This window comes from Kribbella amoyensis (assembly GCF_007828865.1).
Lineage (GTDB): Bacteria > Actinomycetota > Actinomycetes > Propionibacteriales > Kribbellaceae > Kribbella > Kribbella amoyensis.
In genome coordinates this window covers 6,265,339-6,281,868 of the sequence record NZ_VIVK01000001.1, presented here as the reverse complement: position 1 = coordinate 6,281,868, position 16,530 = coordinate 6,265,339, and the positions used below count along the sequence as shown (strand labels likewise).

General features: G+C 69.7%; 12 protein-coding genes. 8 read left to right on the top strand and 4 right to left on the bottom strand.

The window, feature by feature from the left end; genetic code table 11:
- Positions 1–9 precede the first annotated feature (9 nt).
- Positions 10–1,143 carry an alpha/beta hydrolase-fold protein gene (locus FB561_RS29225; protein ID WP_145812283.1) on the top strand — a complete coding sequence of 378 codons (1,134 nt, stop codon included), beginning with the start codon at positions 10–12 and terminating at the stop codon, positions 1,141–1,143.
- Here the strand turns inward: FB561_RS29225 and FB561_RS29220 are convergent.
- On the bottom strand, positions 1,074–2,567 hold the full coding sequence (locus tag FB561_RS29220; RefSeq protein WP_145812280.1) for a sulfatase family protein: 1,494 nt from the start codon (positions 2,565–2,567) through the stop codon (positions 1,074–1,076). The genes FB561_RS29225 and FB561_RS29220 overlap by 70 nt on opposite strands.
- Positions 2,560–3,570, bottom strand: a complete 1,011-nt coding sequence (locus FB561_RS29215) for a LacI family DNA-binding transcriptional regulator (RefSeq protein WP_145812277.1) — start codon at positions 3,568–3,570, stop codon at positions 2,560–2,562. The genes FB561_RS29220 and FB561_RS29215 overlap by 8 nt, the downstream gene beginning before the upstream one ends.
- A 181-nt stretch (positions 3,571–3,751) precedes the next feature.
- On the opposite strand from FB561_RS29215, the gene FB561_RS29210 reads away from it, so the two are divergent.
- Genes FB561_RS29210 through FB561_RS29185 form a run of 6 tightly spaced genes read left to right on the top strand, consistent with a single transcriptional unit; the run spans position 3,752 to position 11,536 of the window.
- Positions 3,752–5,212, top strand: a complete 1,461-nt coding sequence (locus FB561_RS29210; RefSeq protein WP_145812275.1) for an ABC transporter substrate-binding protein — start codon at positions 3,752–3,754, stop codon at positions 5,210–5,212.
- A 14-nt stretch (positions 5,213–5,226) separates the two neighbouring features.
- Positions 5,227–6,198, top strand: a complete 972-nt coding sequence (locus tag FB561_RS29205) for a carbohydrate ABC transporter permease (protein WP_145812271.1) — start codon at positions 5,227–5,229, stop codon at positions 6,196–6,198.
- Positions 6,195–7,109 carry a carbohydrate ABC transporter permease gene (locus FB561_RS29200; protein WP_145812266.1) on the top strand — a complete coding sequence of 305 codons (915 nt, stop codon included), beginning with the start codon at positions 6,195–6,197 and terminating at the stop codon, positions 7,107–7,109. Before FB561_RS29205 ends, FB561_RS29200 begins: the two co-directional genes overlap by 4 nt.
- Positions 7,106–8,572, top strand: coding sequence for a sulfatase family protein (locus tag FB561_RS29195; protein WP_145812263.1), 1,467 nt, complete (start codon positions 7,106–7,108; stop codon positions 8,570–8,572). The genes FB561_RS29200 and FB561_RS29195 overlap by 4 nt, the downstream gene beginning before the upstream one ends.
- Positions 8,573–8,592: 20 nt before the next feature.
- Positions 8,593–10,428, top strand: a complete 1,836-nt coding sequence (locus FB561_RS29190; protein ID WP_145812262.1) for a glycoside hydrolase family 2 protein — start codon at positions 8,593–8,595, stop codon at positions 10,426–10,428.
- Between the two features lie 34 nt (positions 10,429–10,462).
- Positions 10,463–11,536 (top strand): glycoside hydrolase family 43 protein, encoded by a 1,074-nt coding sequence (locus tag FB561_RS29185; RefSeq protein ID WP_145812260.1) that lies wholly within the window; start codon positions 10,463–10,465, stop codon positions 11,534–11,536.
- Positions 11,537–11,539: 3 nt separating this feature from the next.
- Here FB561_RS29185 and FB561_RS29180 read toward each other — a convergent pair whose 3' ends face one another.
- Both FB561_RS29180 and FB561_RS29175 read right to left on the bottom strand, forming a co-directional pair.
- Entirely contained in the window at positions 11,540–12,358 is an 819-nt protein-coding gene (locus FB561_RS29180) for a hypothetical protein (RefSeq protein WP_145812257.1), read from the bottom strand.
- A gap of 98 nt (positions 12,359–12,456) precedes the next feature.
- On the bottom strand, positions 12,457–13,839 hold the full coding sequence (locus FB561_RS29175) for an MGH1-like glycoside hydrolase domain-containing protein (RefSeq protein WP_145812254.1): 1,383 nt from the start codon (positions 13,837–13,839) through the stop codon (positions 12,457–12,459).
- 154 nt (positions 13,840–13,993) lie between these two features.
- Here FB561_RS29175 and FB561_RS29170 point away from each other — a divergent pair, with 154 nt between their 5' ends.
- On the top strand, positions 13,994–16,453 hold the full coding sequence (locus FB561_RS29170; protein WP_145812252.1) for a X2-like carbohydrate binding domain-containing protein: 2,460 nt from the start codon (positions 13,994–13,996) through the stop codon (positions 16,451–16,453).
- Positions 16,454–16,530: the final 77 nt, after the last annotated feature.

The window sequence follows — 16,530 nt, the reverse complement described above, 5'->3', positions numbered from 1 at the left end:
CGACGAGGCATGTCTGACTCGCTGGAAGCCACGGACCACGAGATCACGCTGCGCTGGGTGGAACCGGATCCGTCCCGACCCGCCCGCGACGTGCTCGTCCGGTTGATCGCGCTCACCGATGAAGCACGGGACAGCGGTGAGCTGGCCGAGTACCTGATGTCGGCCGGTGGGGACGGGACCTGGACGTGGACCGCGAAGCTGCCGGCCGATCTGCGGACGGCGTACCAGTTCTGCCCGCTCGAGGATCCGCTCGGCGCGGAGAAGCCGGACGAGGACCGCTGGCTGAGCATCCTGGCCGCGGGCGTCCCCGATCCGGACGCATCGGCGACGGTTCCACCGGGTCTGATCTGGGGCAATCCCGGAGCGGCGTCCGTCCTCGAACTGCCGGCCGCGCCACCCCAGCCCTGGGTGGCGAAGCGACCCGACGTCCGGCCGGGCACCCTGAGCCGCGTCGAACTCGGTGACTCGGCCGTCCACGTCTGGACCCCCGACACCGGCGACGGATCAGCCGATCTTCCGGTGGTGGTGTCGTACGACGGTGGGTCCTGGCTCCAGCTCGGTATCACGACCACGTTCGCCAATCTGGTGGCCGACAGGGTCGTACCGCCGTTCGTGGCGGTGCTGGTCGAGTCCATCCACGGGTCGGCGGATCGTGGTCCGACCCGGGTCCGCAGCCTGACTCGTCCCGACCAGTTCGCAGGTTTCGTCCTGGACGAGCTGCTGCCGTACCTGCGGTCGAACCGGGGCGTGACCGACGACCCGGAGCGAACAGTCCTGGCCGGGCAGAGTCTCGGCGGGCTCGCGGCAACGCACGTCGCGTCGATCGCGCCGGATCAGGTCGCCAAGGTGATCGGCCAGTCGGCGGCGCTGTGGTGGCCGGGTGACGATGCCGGTGGTGTGTCCGGCGCCGGCCTGATGGCGGCCTACGAGAACCCGGGTGTACCGCGGGTCGCGTTCTTCCTGGAAGCAGGCAGCGAAGAGGGCGAGCTGACCGCGGCGAATCGACGGTTCCGGGACGTTCTGACCGCTGCGGGCAACCAGGTCGCCTTCGAGGAGTACCGCGGTGGGCACGACTACGCCTGCTGGCAGGGCGGGCTCGCGGACGGCATCGTCGCGTCGTTGGGAGTACCGCGGCCGTCGTGAGCCGGATCGGCTCCGGTGTCCCAGCGCTCCAGCTTCGCGAGGAGGTCCCGCAAGATCTCGGCCACGTCCGGACGAGGTGTGAGGTTCGTGAGTTCCAGCGGATCTGCGGACAGGTCGAACAACTGCGGCGCACCGACCGGCCCGGCCAGAAGTTTCCACCGACCTGAGCGGACCATCCGCCGCTGACCGGCCTGGGTCACCTCGTTGACCGTGTCGATCACGAGTCGCCCGTCCGCGCTCCGCCGTACGCCGGGGGTCTGCTCACCGAGGTCGGTCTCCCGGTACGGCGGGCCCTCGCCCTGCTCGGCGTACACGCTCGCGTAGTCGGTCCCGTCGCTCGCCCCGGTGAGGACGGGGACGAGGCTCCGGCCCTGGACCCCGGTCGGTACCGGCTGACCGACGAGCTCGCAGATCGTCGGGAGCACGTCCGCGATCGACACGTGCGCCGGACTCGGCTCCCGGTCGGCCCGGACCCCGGCGCCGTGGAACACCATCGGGATGCGGGTCAGCACCTCGGGCAGCCCTGGGCCCTTGCGCATCAGCCCGTACTCGCCGGCGAAGTCGCCGTGATCGGCCAGGACGACGAGCAGGGTGTCCGCGAGCCGGCCGGATTCCTCGAGCCGGGTGACGAGCCGGGCGAGCTGGTCGTCGACCAGGCGCAGCATTCCGACGTAGTTGGCCCGAGCCCTGGCCAGGACGTCCGGCTCTGCCTCACCGCTGAGCTGCGCCAGCCGACCCGCGTACCGCCAGCTGAAGTCGCGCCGGTCCAGTTCGTCGAAGGTGGTCGCCGCCGAGGGCACGGTCTGCGGAGTGTACGTGGAGAAGTACGGTTCGGGGAGTTGGTACGGGACGTGCGGTTCGGGGATCGACAACCACAGGAACGACCGGTCGTCCGGTCCGGCCGAGTCCAGCCAGTCGATCGCCTCGTTCACCAAGCGCGCGGGAAGCTGCTGCTCGACCGGGAACGGCGTGGCCGTCGCGGTGGTCCCGGGATGATCGCGTAACCAGTTGTCGAACTCCGCGTCCTTGTCCGCCGACGCGCTCGGGGGGAGCCGGCCGTAGTGGCTGTACTCGACCCAGTGGTCCAGCCGGTCCGGGGTGAGGTGCGAGTGGTTCTTGCCCACCAACGCGGTCCGGAATCCGGCGGCGCCGAGGACGTCGATCAGGTCGTCGCCGCGGCTCGGATCGGAGTAGCCCGCGTTCCCGCGAACCCCGTGGCTGTTGGGGAAGCGGCCGGTCAGCAAGCTGATCCGCGCGGGCACGCACAACGGCGTGGTCGTGTACGCACGGTCGAACCAGCGGCCGTTGCGCGCGAGCCGATCGAGGGTCGGCGTGCAGTCGACCGCGAAGCCCTCGCGAGCGGTCAGGTCCGCGCGGTGCTGATCGGTCATGACGACGATGACGTTGCGCGGCCCGTCAGCCATGCTGACCCGCCGTACTCTCGCGTACCTCGAGGTGGAAGCCGGTGACGAACTCCCGTGGTCCCGGGGTGTCGTCGGCCTTCAGCCGGTCGGCGAGCAGCCGTACCGCGGTCTCGGCGATGTGCCGTTTGTCCGGTGCGATCGACGACAGGCTGGGCCGGCTGAACCTGCTCTCCGCGATGTCGTCGATCCCGACCACCGCGATCTCCGCCGGGACGTCGACCCCGTGGTCGTGGAACGCCCGCAGGGCTCCGTGCGCCAGCAGGTCGTTCGAGCAGAACACCGCGTCGGGCCGCTTGCTGAGCGACAACAGCCGGGTGGCCGCTTCGGCGCCGTCTTCGTGCCGCCAGCGTTTGCGCGGGATCACCAGTCGCGAGGACGGCCGCAACCCGGCCGCCAGCAGCGCGTCGCGGTACCCCTCGAAGCGGCCGCGGGTGACCGCGTCGGCGCTCTCGGCGGCACCGATCGAGGCGATCCTGGTCCGGCCGAGATCGATCAGGTGCTCGGTCGCCGCCCGGGCCGCCGCGTAGCTGTCGATCGCGACCCGGTCGGCGATCTTGGTCAGCCGCTCACCGAGCAGCACCATCGGCGTGGTGTCGGTCCGGGCGGCGAAGTCCTCGGCGGTGAGCCGGCGCGGGACGAACAGCAGCCCGTCGATCAGGTGCGACCGGATCCCTTGCAGGACGAGCCGTTCGCGGTCCGGGTCGGACTCGGTCTGGTCCACCAGCACGGTCCAGCCGTACGCCTCGGCCGCCTTCACCACCAGCTCGGCCAGCTCCGCGAAGTACGGGTTGCCGATCTCCGGCACGGCCAGCGCGATCACCCCGGACCGGCTGTGCCGCAGGCTGCGCGCGGACACGTTCGGCCGGTAGCCGAGCTCGACGATCACGTCCTCGACCCGGGCCCGGGTGTCGGCGCCGACCCGGCCGGTGCCGTTGACCACGTTCGACACGGTCTTGATCGAGACCCCGGCGCGCTCGGCGACGTCCTTCAGGCTGGCGGCCACCGGCGGCTCCTTTCGACGGTTCTCCGGGCCTGAACGATACAACGTGAGACCAGCTCGCGCCCGAATCCACCCCGGACATCCGCCCGATCAGCGCAATTCCCGGCCGAACCCTGTACAGCCGGGGCGGGTTCTTGGTACAACGCTGTACCAATCGCCACCCTGTCCATCGAGGAGGATCCACATGATCAGCAGGCGAGGTTTCCTGGGCGCATCGGCCGGTGCGGTGCTCGGCGCGCTCGCCACGAGTGCCTGCAGCACCGCTCCCGGTGGGGACGGCGGTGGCGGCCAGGCGGCCGGCGGCAAGGGGCTGCGCTGCTGGGACCACTTCCAGCCGCGGGCGGACCTGCACAAGAAGCTGTTCGCGGACTTCCAGAAGGCGCACGGGGTCGCGGTCGAGTACACCGTCTACAACCCGAACCAGCAAGGCCAGGCGCTGCAGCTCGCCTTCGGCAGCAAGCAGTTGCCGGACGTCTTCACCACGGCCGGTGTGCAGCTCCCGCAGGCACGGCTGCGCAAGGAGGGCTGGCTGGCCCCGATCGAGCTCGACAAGGAAGCCCTGTCGGCGATGCCGCAGGACGTCTTCCTGAACGGCTTCACCCACTTCGACGACAAGCTGTACTCGCTTCCGCTGGTCAGCTTCCGGCAGTACGCGACGCTGACTTGGTACAACGTGGAACTCGCCGAGAAGGCCGGCCTGGACCCGAAGCGCGACCTGGCCAGCTGGGACGGATTCCGCGCGTCCGCCCGCAAGATCGAGGCGGCCGGCGGCAAGGGGATCTCCGGCTGGGTCGCGCCGCTGCAGTTCGCCGAGCGGATGGGCGAGCACGTCACCGACCTGTCGATGGCGGCCGGCGGGGTCGGGTCGATGGACCCGAGGACCGGGGAGTACGCGCACGCCCGGGACGAGTACGTGAACGCGATCGAGTTCCTGGTCTCGCTGAAGAAGGACGACCTGCTCTTCCCGGCGTCCTCGTCGCTGGACGCGCGGACCGCCCGGGCCCGCTGGTCGACCGGCGTGGCGGGTCTGTTCTTCGACGGTCCGTGGAACGTCGGCGTGGTCAACGACCAGTTCAAGCCGTTCCTGGACAAGGTCGGCGTGGTCCCGATCCCGGTCGCCGAGGCCGGCCGGCCCGCGTACCTGTACTCCGCGCCCAAGGCCGGGGACTACTGCGTCGCGGCGACCTCGCAGCAACAGGACAAGGCGGCGGAACTGGTGAAGCTGTTCGCCTCCGAAGAGGTCATGAAGGCCGAGGCCGAGCAGATGGACGGGATGCCGGTGAACATCGACCTGGTCGACCAGGCGAACGTTCACCCCACCTACAAGGAGGCGGCCGCGATCTTCCGCAACCAGGTGCGGCTGCGGCCCGCCGCGGAGGTGCGGAACCCGGGCGTGAGCGAGGTGGTCGCGGAGATGAAGCAGATCCAGCCGCCGCTCGGCCAGATCGTCCAAGGCGCGTTGAGCGGCCAGGTGAAGGACGTCCGGAAGGCGCTCGCGGAGTACGACAGCAAGCTGACCGCCGAGCGGGACCGGGCGGTGAAGGCGGTCGCCGCGAAGGGCGGGAAGGTCGCCGTGTCCGACTGGGCCTTCGCGAACTGGACGCCGGGGCAGGACTACGACCGCGACAAGTACAAGTCTGCGTGAGGAGCAGGGAACCGGTGGCTGTCACAGTCGTCCCCGACGCGCCGCCCGAGCGCGGTACCCGTCGGTCCCCGAAGGCCGGCCGGGATCGCCGGCTCGGCCGCAACCAGCTGTGGGTGTGGTTGTTCCTCACCCCGACCGTGGTGCTGTACGGCGTCTACACGGTCTATCCGATCCTGGCCAGCTACTGGTACTCGTTCGTCGAGTGGAACGGCTTCGACGCGGACAAGACCTGGGTCGGGCTGGCGAACTACCGCGCGGTGCTGGCGGATCCGCTGTTCTGGAACTCGTTCAAGATCACCGTGCTGTTCATGGTCGCCGTGGTGCCGCTGAAGGTGCTGCTGACGTTGCTGCTGGCGCTGGTGCTGAACTCGCCGAAGCTGCCGATGCGGACGCTGTTCCGGACCGCGTTCTTCCTGCCGGTGGTGACCACGACCGCGATCGTCGGCGTGGTCATGCAGTTCGTCTTCGACCCGGCGTCCGGACCGGTGAACACACTGCTCCGCGAACTCGGTCTCGTGGCTGACGGCATCAACTTCCTCGGTGACCCGAAGACCGCGCTGTGGACGGTGGTCTCGGTGTACATCTGGAAGTGGTTCGGCGTCACGCTGATCTACTGGCTGGCCGCGTTGCAGACCGTGCCGGACGAGGTGTACGAGGCGGCCGCGATCGACGGGGCCGGACCGTGGAAGCTGCTGCGGCACGTGACGTTGCCGTTGCTGAAGCCGTTCGCGGTGATCATCACCCTGCTCACGCTGGAGAGCACGTTGAAGGTGTTCGACCTGATGCTGACGATGACCAACGGCGGGCCGTTCTACGCGACCGAGGTGGTCGAGATCTATATCTACCGGTGGGCCTTCGCGGCCAGCGTGCCGCAGCTCGGGTTCGCGTCCGCGGCCGCGGTGGTGTTCGGCCTGTTCGTCGGACTGGTCGGTCTGTTGCAGCTGGCCGGGATCCGAGCCGCCCGGAAGACGAGGAGTGCCCGATGAGTACCGCCGACGAGGTCCTGCCGGCGCGACGCCGGACCGGGAACAGACGCCGTCCCGGGAACAACAAGTGGAGCGGGGCGCGGTTGGTCCGCCGGTTGCCGTGGTGGTTCGCGGCCGCCGTGATCGCGATCGGTGGCCTGCTGTGGATCTACCCGTTCCTGTGGATGGTCGGCGCGTCGCTGAAGAATCCGCTCGAGGTCTTCACCGCCGGGCTGTCCCTGCTGCCGGAGAAGGCCGAGTGGGGCAACTACAGCCGGGCGTGGAGCGACGCAGGCTTCGGCAAGTACCTGATCAACACGGTGATCGTCACCGTGACGACCGTGGTCCTGGTCGTGCTGCGGTGCGCGATGGCGGGGTACGTGCTGGCCCGGCAGAGCTTCTTCGGCAAGAAGGTGGTGATGGTGATCCTGATCGCCACCTTGTTCGTGCCGACCGGGTACACGATCATCCCGGTGGTCGAGATCTCCCAGCAGCTCGGCCTGCTCAACTCACTCAGCGGGATGGTGCTCGCGCTGGCCGGTGGCGCGCACGTCGCGTCGATCCTGCTGTACCTGGGCTACTTCCGGCAGTTGCCGCGGGAGCTGGAGGAGTCGGCGGTGATCGACGGGGCGGGGTTCTTCAGCATCTTCGCCCGGATCATGCTGCCGCTGGCGAACCCGGTCACCGCGACGGTCACCCTGCTGACCTTCCTGGGCACCTGGAACGCGTTCTTCCTCCCGCTGGTGTTCAGCTTCTCCCGGCCGGACCTGCGCACGCTGAGCGTGGGCATGCTGGCCTTCGTGGGCGAGAACTCCACCGACTGGTCCGGGATGGCGGCGGCCGCCTCCATCTCGCTGCTGCCGGTGGTCGCCCTGTTCGTCCTACTCCAACGCTACTTCGTCGAAGGAATCGCAGGAGCCGTCAAGTCATGACCTCACCCGAGAACCAGCCCGGTCCCGCCGAACGGCCGAACGTCCTGCTGATCTGTACCGATCAGCAGCGGTTCGACACGATTCGTGCCTACGGCAACGACCAGGTGCTGACCCCGAACCTCGACCGGCTCGCCCGCGACGGCGTGCTGTTCGAGAACTGCTATGTCCAGAACCCGGTCTGCGCGCCGTCGCGGGCCACCCTGATGACGTCGCGCTACCCGCACGCGCACGGCCTGTGGGCGAACGGCGTCCACCTGCCCGACGACGAGCGGTTCTTCACCAAGGCGCTCGCCGATGCCGGGTACGACTGCGGCCTGGTCGGCAAACTGCACCTGTCCGCCTGCAAGGACGGCCGGCTGGAACCGCGGCACGACGACGGGTTCCGGGTCTTCCGCTGGGCCCACGACCCGTACCGGGGCTCGTCGGAGAACCAGTACCACCGCTGGCTCCAGGTCGCGCACCCGGATCTGTACGCCAAGGCGCTCGAGGAAGGCGGCGGCGGCTTCGACAACCTGCCGACCGAGGCGCACTACAGCCGGTGGATCGGCAACGAGACCATCGACTACCTGCGGTCGTCCCGGGACACGTCGAAGCCGTTCTGCTTCATCGCCAACTTCTTCGACCCGCACCACGGCTTCGGAGCGCCCAAGGAGTACCTCGACCGGTACGACCCCGACAAGCTGAGCCGGCCGGTCACCCGGGACGGCGAGCTGGACACCAAGCCGCCGATCCTGACCGAGGCGTCGAAGGAGTCGTACGGCGGTCACGCCCGCGGGTACACGACGTACAGCGAGGACGAGCTGCAGGAGACCAAGGCGGCGTACTACGCGATGGTCAGCCTGGTCGACGACGAGGTCGGGCGGATCCTGGACGCGCTGGAGGACGAAGGGCTGGCCGACAACACGATCGTGGTGTTCACCAGCGACCACGGCGAGATGCTCGGCGACCACCAGCTGATGCTGAAGGGCCCGATGATGTACGACTGCGCCGTCCGGGTGCCGTTGATCGTCCGCTGGCCCGGACAGCTCCCGGCCGGCGAGCGCAGGTCCGAGCTGGTGCAGTGGATCGACCTGGGCCCGACGTTGCTGGAGGCAACCGGCGAACTGCCGCTCCCGCGCGGGCAGGGGATGAGCATGCTCCCGTTGGCCCGCGGCGACGAGGACGCTCCGACCCGCGGCTGGGCGTTGTGCGAGTACCGCAACAGCGGGCATCCGTACGACCCGGCCGTGCACACCACGATGCTGCGGACCGGGCAGTGGAAGCTCATCGCGTATCACGGCGCGCCGGCGACCGATCGCGACCGCACCGGCGAGCTGTACGACCTGGAGTCGGACCCCGACGAGCTGACGAATCTGTGGGACCACCCGGACCATCTCGGTGACCGGCTCCGGTTGCAGGAGCACCTGCTCGACGTCCTCGTCGCCACCGAAGACCGCAGCCAGCCACGACTGGCCCACTACTGACGAAGGGCACGACTCCGACGATGGCGAATCCCGACCTGACCCATCCCCGGCCCCAGCTGGTCCGGGACGGCTGGACCGACCTGTGCGGCGAGTGGCGCTTCGCGTTCGACGACGACGACCGTGGACTCCGGGAGCGGTGGTGGACGTCGGCCGAGGCGTTCGACCGGGCGATCACGGTCCCGTATCCGCCCGAGTCGAAGGCGTCCGGCGTGCACGAGACCGGGTACCACCCGGTGCTCTGGTACCGGCGTACCTTCGAGGCCGCGGCGGTCGAAGGGCGGCGGACCCTGCTGCACTTCGGCGCGGTCGACTACCGCGCGAAGGTGTGGGTGAACGGCGTCCCGGTCGGCGACCACGAGGGCGGCCAGACCCCGTTCGCCCTGGACGTGACCGACGCGCTGGACCCGGCACAGCCCGAGCAGGTGCTCGTGGTCCGGGCCGAGGACCAGCCGCTGGACGTCAGCCAGCCCCGCGGCAAGCAGGACTGGCTGCCCGAGCCGCACGCGATCTGGTACCACCGCACCTCCGGGATCTGGCAGCCCGTGTGGACGGAAACGGTCGCCGAACTGCACGTGTCGGAGGTGCGGTGGACTCCGGAGATCGGCGACGCCCGAGTGCGGATGGCGCTGCAGCTCAGCGGAGTCCCGGCCGGTCCGGTGACTGTGCGGGTGGTGCTGCGCCTCGGTGAGGAGGTGCTGTCCCACCAGACCGTCCAGGTCCGCGACAATGCAAGCGAGCACGACATCGCGGTGCCCGCGTTGCGCAACGGCCAGTACCGACAGCGGTTGCTCTGGTCCCCGGAGTCGCCGACCCTGATCGACGCCGAGGTCACGCTGCTCGACGACGGCACCATGGTGGACGAGGTGAGCAGCTACCTCGGCCTGCGCAGCGCCGAAGTGGCCGACGGCCGGTTCCTGCTGAACGGCCGCCCGTACTTCCTCCGCCTCGTTCTCGGTCAGGGGTACTGGCCGCAGTCCCACCTGACCGCACCCGACGACGCCGCGTTGAAGCGGGAGGCCGAGCTGATCAAGGAGCTCGGGTTCAACGGCGTCCGGGTGCACCAGAAGGTCGAGGATCCGCGGTTCCTCTCCTGGTGCGACCGGCTCGGCGTACTGGTGTGGGGCGAGATGGCCAACGCGTACGAGTACTCCGTCCCGGCCGTGGAGCGGCTGACCCGCGAGTGGCTCGACGTGGTCCGTCGCGACGTGAGCCACCCTTGCGTCGTCACCTGGGTGCCGCTGAACGAGAGCTGGGGCGTCCCGGACATCGCGGAGCGCGCGGACCAGCAGCACTTCGCGACCGCGCTGTACCACCTCACCAAGGCGATCGACCCGTCCCGCCCGGTGATCTCGAACGACGGCTGGGAGCACACCGAGAGCGACATCTGGGGCGTTCACGACTACTCCCCGACAGAAGCCGGTCTGCGCGAGCGGTACGGCGATGCCGACGCGGTGCACCGCACTCTGCACGAGCGCTGGCCGGGTCGTCACCGGGTCCTGCTCGGTGATCCGGTGAACGCGGGACAGCCGGTGGTCCTGACAGAGTTCGGTGGGCTGAGCTACACGCCGTCCGCGGGGGAGAAGTGGTTCGGGTACGGCACGGTCGAGTCGGCCGACGAGCTCCGGGACCGACTCGGCGAGCTCATCGGCGCCTTGCTCGACAGCCCCGAGGTGGCCGGCTTCTGCTACACCCAGCTCACCGACACCGAGCAGGAGCGCAACGGCCTGCTCACCGAGAACCGCGAGCCCAAGCTCCCGCTCGACGTCGTCCACGAGATCCTCACCCGACCGGCCCGCGCCGTCCCGACCGAAATGGTCGACGCGCAACGCTCCCGCGCCAGGGCCCGCATCCGCTAGCACCGTCCAGAGTCCGCCCGTTTTGGAGGTTGTCGTGCCAGCTTCGTCGATCCGTCCCACCTCACGCCGTACCCGGCTCGGTGCTGTTCTGGCCGGCCTGCTCCTCGCGGTCAGTCTCGGCGCCGCGGTCCCGTCCCCGGTCGCCGCGAAACCAGCAGAACCTCAGCCCGTCCTCGATCCGGCGGCCGACCCCGGTCTACTGCACGCCGAGGGACGGTACTGGGCGTACATGACCGGTGGCCTGACCAAGGTCGCCTCGGCGCCCACACCGCAGGGACCGTGGACGACTGGTCCCGACGCACTGACCCGTTGGCCGGACTGGGCCTCCGGACAGGGAGCCGTGTGGGCGCCGGACGTCCTGCACACCGCAGACGGGTACGTGCTCTACTACGCCGCGATCGCCAAGGCCTTCGGCGGGCAGCGCTGCATCGGCACCGCGGTCTCCGACCAGCCGGGCGGTCCGTACGTACCGTCGGACCGCCCGCTGATCTGCCCGGTGCGCCAGGGGGAGGACCCGGTGGCGGACCGGCCGGACCAGACCTCCGGTGTGATCGACCCGTCCCCGTTCGTCGACAGCGACGGCCGGACCTACCTGCTGTACAAGACCCAGAAGACGCCGGGCACGTTGCGCATGGTCGAGGTCACCGCCGACGGCCTGCATGTCGCGCAGGGCGCGGTGAGCCGTGAGCTCTGGCGGCAGGCGGACAGCATCGAGAACCCGGTGATGGTCAAGCGCGGCGACTGGTACGTCCTGCTCGCCTCGGCCAACTGGTACGACCAGTGCCGCTACGCGACCGTCTGGCGGCGGTCCACCGACAAGTGGTCGTTCGCGGACAAGGCCGAGCACACCCTGCTGAACAAGGCGAACACGGGACTCTGCGGACCCGGCGGCGCGGACGTGGTGACCGGACCCGACGAGCCGAGCCGGATCTTCCTGCACGGCTGGGTCTGCCCGCCGGACGGCCGCCCGTGCCCGTACGACGGGCTCGTCACCGACCCGGCGAAGCGGCGCGTCATGTACACCGCGGTGCTGACCTGGGGCGACGACGGCGCGACCCCGTCGGTACCGGCCTTCCTCTCACCGCTGAAGCCGCCTACCGCGAGCTGAGGATCAGGCCAGCCGGATCCGGAAGATGGCGGCCCGGGCCTCGTGGCTGTCCACGCTCATCGGGGTCGTCCTGGTCCCGAGCAGGTCGAGCTGGACGGTCCCGTTCCCGGGCAGCCAGTTGATCCGGTCGATGCCGCGGGCGAACACCTTCCGCTCCGCGGCCTGGCCGGTCGCCTTGTCGTAGCCGGCCCGGTTGGTGTCGGCCGTCCAGATCACCAGGTGGCCGCGGTCGTGGTGGGCCATCACCCGCTCGCGGTGGGTCAACTTGTGCAGGTCCCACTCGTCGCGCAGGTTCGGGTTCTGCTCGCCGTTGTACGCGCCGGCCAGGTAGTGCGTGTTGATCAGCACGAACTTCAGCCCGGCGTGGGACCGGTGCTCGACGACCACCTCGTTGATCCAGCGCGGCGGGGTCACGCCACCGATCCCGCCGTGCACGAAGGTGGCCTTGGAGTTGACCACCTGCCACGGGCGCGGGACGGAGACGGGCACCCGGTACGAGGTGTCGTGATGCAGGAACGCGTTCTGGTAGGCGTCACCGAAGTGCCGCGAGATCATCGCCGGCTCGCCGGTGTCGCCCTCCCGGATCTCCTGCCAGCCGACCACCGGCCGGGTGCCCGGATCGCCGTTGCGAACGGCCCGGATCGCCGCCTCCCGGGCGCCCAGGTGCTTGCGGCCGATGTTCGCTGTGATGATCGGGAGCCGGATCCACCCGGTCGCCGCCGCGGCCGGCCCGGCTCCGGCCACCGTCCCGAGGGACGCGGCACCGGCGACCGCGCCGCCGCCGAGCAGGAGGGCCTGTCGTCTGCTGATCCTGTGAGTCATTGCCACCTCCGCAAGAGCCTGGCCACATGACCAGGGGGCGAATGTCTTGTCGGCCGGTTGAGACGGACGAGCCGCCGCTTCGGTTGCACGGGTATCGGTCAGCCGACCTGGATCTCGACGTGGTGCCGGCCGGTGAGCGTTGCCGGTACGGCGGTTTCGGTGGGGGAGACGTGGACGCCGTCGAGCTGGAGCGACACGATCTCGGTGCCCTCGCCCCGCAAGGTGAGGTCGAGGACGGCACCGCGGTACTTGAGTGAGCGCAGCGACCACTCACCCCGGTACCGTGGGGGCAGCGTCGGCTGGAAGGCGAGACCGGCCGGGGTGAAGCGGATGCCGAACAGGCCCTCGTGGACCAGCCGGAGCAGGGCCGTCGCGGACCAGGTCTGGTCGGGCAGCGACTCCCACTGGCGGCCGACCTGCCAGCCGCCGTCCACCGCACCGGTGGTCGCGTTGTAGAGCTCGAACAACTCGTCCCCACTCGACCGGAACAACCGGACCAGGTCGTCGAGGGTCCGGCCGAACTCGTCCGCCCGGCGCGCGGCGGCCGCGGCGTACCCCCACAGGCCCATCACCATCGGCCAGCAGATGGCGTTGTGCCGGCCCGGGTGCTCGGCGTCGAAGCGGTCGAAGTGCGGCCACACGTTCACCACGCCGAACGGCTCGTGCCGGATCCCGGCGATCAGCTCGGCGGTCCGTTCCGATCCGGCCAGGCCGAACTCGAGGACCAGGGCCAGTCCGGCCGTCTCCTGGTGCGGGTCGAGCCCGTCCGCGCCGAGGAAGTACCCGTACCGGCCGGCCTGCTCGGACCACAGGTTCCGCTCGATCGCGGCGACCAGCTCGACCCGCTGCTGGTGGTACGGCACCGGGTCCTCGCCGACCTCGGCCGCAAGTTGCCCGAGGCAACGGAGCGCCTCGGTGTAGATCGCGTTGGTGGACAGGCAGCGCAGGTCCGCGGCGCCGGGGTGGTCGAGCACGAACGACGAGGCGTTGCCCGGCTGGTACGGCGGCTCCGGCAGCCCGGCGATCCCGTCCTGCATCAGCGCCGGACCCCGGTACAGCCCGGTGCCCGCGTCGAAGCGGTCGCGCCGCAGGATCTCCAGCGAGGCCCGGCCGATCCGGTACGCCTCCGCGGCGAACGCGGCGTCCCCGGTGACCAGGTGGTGGTGCCGGGCGCCGATCACCCAGATGATCTGGTCCCACCACTGGTTGTCCTGTGCGACCACGTCGCCCTCACACACCTTCAGCAGGGTGTGCCGGGCGACGTCGGGCGCGAGCAGGCTGACCGCGTGCCACGAGTTGATCGCGGCATCCCGGGTCCAGGGGTCCGAGTACCCGCCGCCCGCGCGCACGTACGCCGTACCGGGCTCGGTGTCGGGGACCACGTTGACGTCGAGCAGGTTGTGCAGGGCCGCGGCGTAGACCGCCCGCAGGTCCTCGCCGCACGCGCCGGACGGGGGCATCAGCTCAGGGCGATCGCTCATCCCCTCACCCTCTCATCCGGATCGATCGGGCTCGAAATCTTGACGGGGTTAAGTAAATGTTCCAATATCCTATCGGATCCGAGTCCCGGAGCCGCGGCGCCGACCGTGACGTCCGGGGGCCTCGGTTGGCAGATCTTCAGAGAGGTCACCGCTCATGACCAGATCCGTTCGGACCCGGGCACTACGAGGAGCCCTGGTGGGCCTCGCAGTCGCCGGGCTCTTCGCGACCGGCCTGTCGGCCACGTCGTCCGCCGTCCCGGCGCCCCAGCTGGACGCCGCGCCGGCGAGCGCGACCGGCGGCCCGGCGGGGGAGAAGGCGCTGAAGCCCTACATGGGCTGGAGCAGCTACAGCATGCAGGTGTACAACACCGACGGGCAGAGCTGGATCACGGCGGCTCAGCTCAAGGCCCAGTCGGACGCCATGCACGAGAAGCTGCAGCCGTACGGCTACGAGTACCTCAACATCGACGCCGGCTGGAACGGCGGCATCGACGACTACGGCCGGCCGGTGCCCAGCAAGACCCTGTACCCCGAGGGCCTGCAGGCCGTGATCGACCACATCCACGGGAACGGCCAGAAGGTCGGGCTCTACGGCATCCCCGGCATCGGCAAGGAGCTGATCGACGCCAACCTGCCCGTGTACGGCGCCGAAGGTTGCCGGACCGGCGACCTCCCGGTCCTGCCGCTGCAGAAAGCGGACTACTGGGGCCTCGGCTACAAGGTCGACTTCTCCAAGCCGTGCGCGCAGAAGTACATCGACTCGATCGCGGACCTGTACGCCGAGTGGGGCGTCGACTTCCTGAAATTCGACAGCGTCACCCCGGGCTCGGGAATCAGCGACCTGTCGCTGGACTCCCGCGACGACGTGAAGGCGTGGTCGCAGGCGCTGAAGCGGCACGGCATCTGGCTCGAGCTGTCCTGGGCGCTCGACATCAACCACGCGGACTACTGGAAGCAGTACGCGAACGGCTGGCGGATCGACTGGGACGTGGAGTGCTACTGCCCGGGGCAGGCGCTGACGGCCTGGCCGAACATCTCCCGGCTGTTCCCGAAGCTGGCCGACTGGTGGCGGCACGCCGGTCCGGGCGGCTGGAACGACCTGGACTCGCTCAACGTCGGCAACGGCCAGATGGACGGGCTGACCAAGGACGAGCGCCGGACCGCGGCCACGTTGTGGGCGGTGTCGACGGCCCCGCTGTACATCGGCAACGACATGACCCGGCTCGACTCGTACGGCCTGGAGCGGCTGACCAACCGGGAGGTCATCGCCGTCAACCAGGCCGGGCGTCCCGCGCAGCCGGTGTCGACGAAGTCCAACCGGCAGGTCTGGTACTCGCTGAACCCGGACAACAGCTACACCGTCGCCCTCTTCAACCTGGGCCAGACCGACGCCGACATGACGGTGAACTGGGCCGACCTCGGTTTGGACGGCACCGCGAAGGTCCGCGACCTGTGGGCCCGCAAGGACCTCGGCCAGTTCGCGTCCGGATACGTCGCGCAGGACGTGCCGGTGCACGGCGCCCGGTTGTTCAAGGTGACTCCGCAGAAGAACTCGGCGATCACCGTCAACGACGACGACCTGCGCGTGGAGTACGACGGCACCTGGAAGCGCAACGGCAACTACGAGGTGCCCGCGGTCTCCGAGCCGCTGAGCATCGCGGTGACGGACTCGTCGGCCAAGGCCGGGGCGGCCGGCAAGGCGAGCGACCTCGCGGTCCGGACGGTCGAGGTGAACAACGACAACGCGCAGATCGTCTACACCGGATCGTGGAGCCGGAGTTCGGGCCGCGGGCTCGGTGACTACCAGGACGACGTGCAGTACACCGAGGCCAACGGCGACGCCTTCTCGTACAGCTTCGTCGGGACCGGGATCGACTACGTGACCGAGACCCACAACTCGCAGGGTGACGTGGACATCTACGTGGACGGTCAGTTCAAGAAGACGGTCAGCACGTACCAGGCGGAGGGCCGGGGTGCGCAGCAGGTCGTGTACAGCATCTCGGACCTGCCGAACGGGACCCACACGCTCCGCGCGGTGAAGAAGTCGGGCCAGTTCATGCTGCTGAACAAGCTGAACGTGCGCCAGGAGAGCCTGCTGAACCCGGACAAGGCGGCCTTCGACAAGAACCCGGCCGCGCAGGCCGACGTCAGCATCGAGATCGGCCGCGACTCGGGCGAGCTGGTCGCGGTGTCGAAGGGCGGCCAGGACCTGGTCAAGGGGACCGACTACACCGTCGACGGCCAGGTGGTGACGCTGAAGAAGGCGTACCTCGCGACCCAGCCGGTCGGGACCACGGCACTGGCGTTCGAGTTCCGCGGCGACCACCGCGACGACGTGCACTCCGCGACGGCGAACGGTGCCGCGATCGACTTCGCCTTCCAGGGCACCGGGGTGCAGTGGATCACCGCCCTCGGTCCCGACCAGGGTGAGGCCGACGTCTACGTCGACGGCAAGCTGGTCCGCCGGGTGAACCTGGCCAACGACGTCCGCGTCACCGGCCGGGAGGTGTTCAGCTCGACCGGCCTGAGGAACGGGCCGCACACGCTGCGCATCGTCAAGGTGTCGGGCGACGCGCTGCGCAACGACACGATCCGCTACACGATCGCCAAGTAGGCCGGCCACCGGCGCGAGGTCGTGATGACCTCGCGCCGGTTCGCTGGTTCTCGGTTACGCCGATTCCGCGGCGCAGG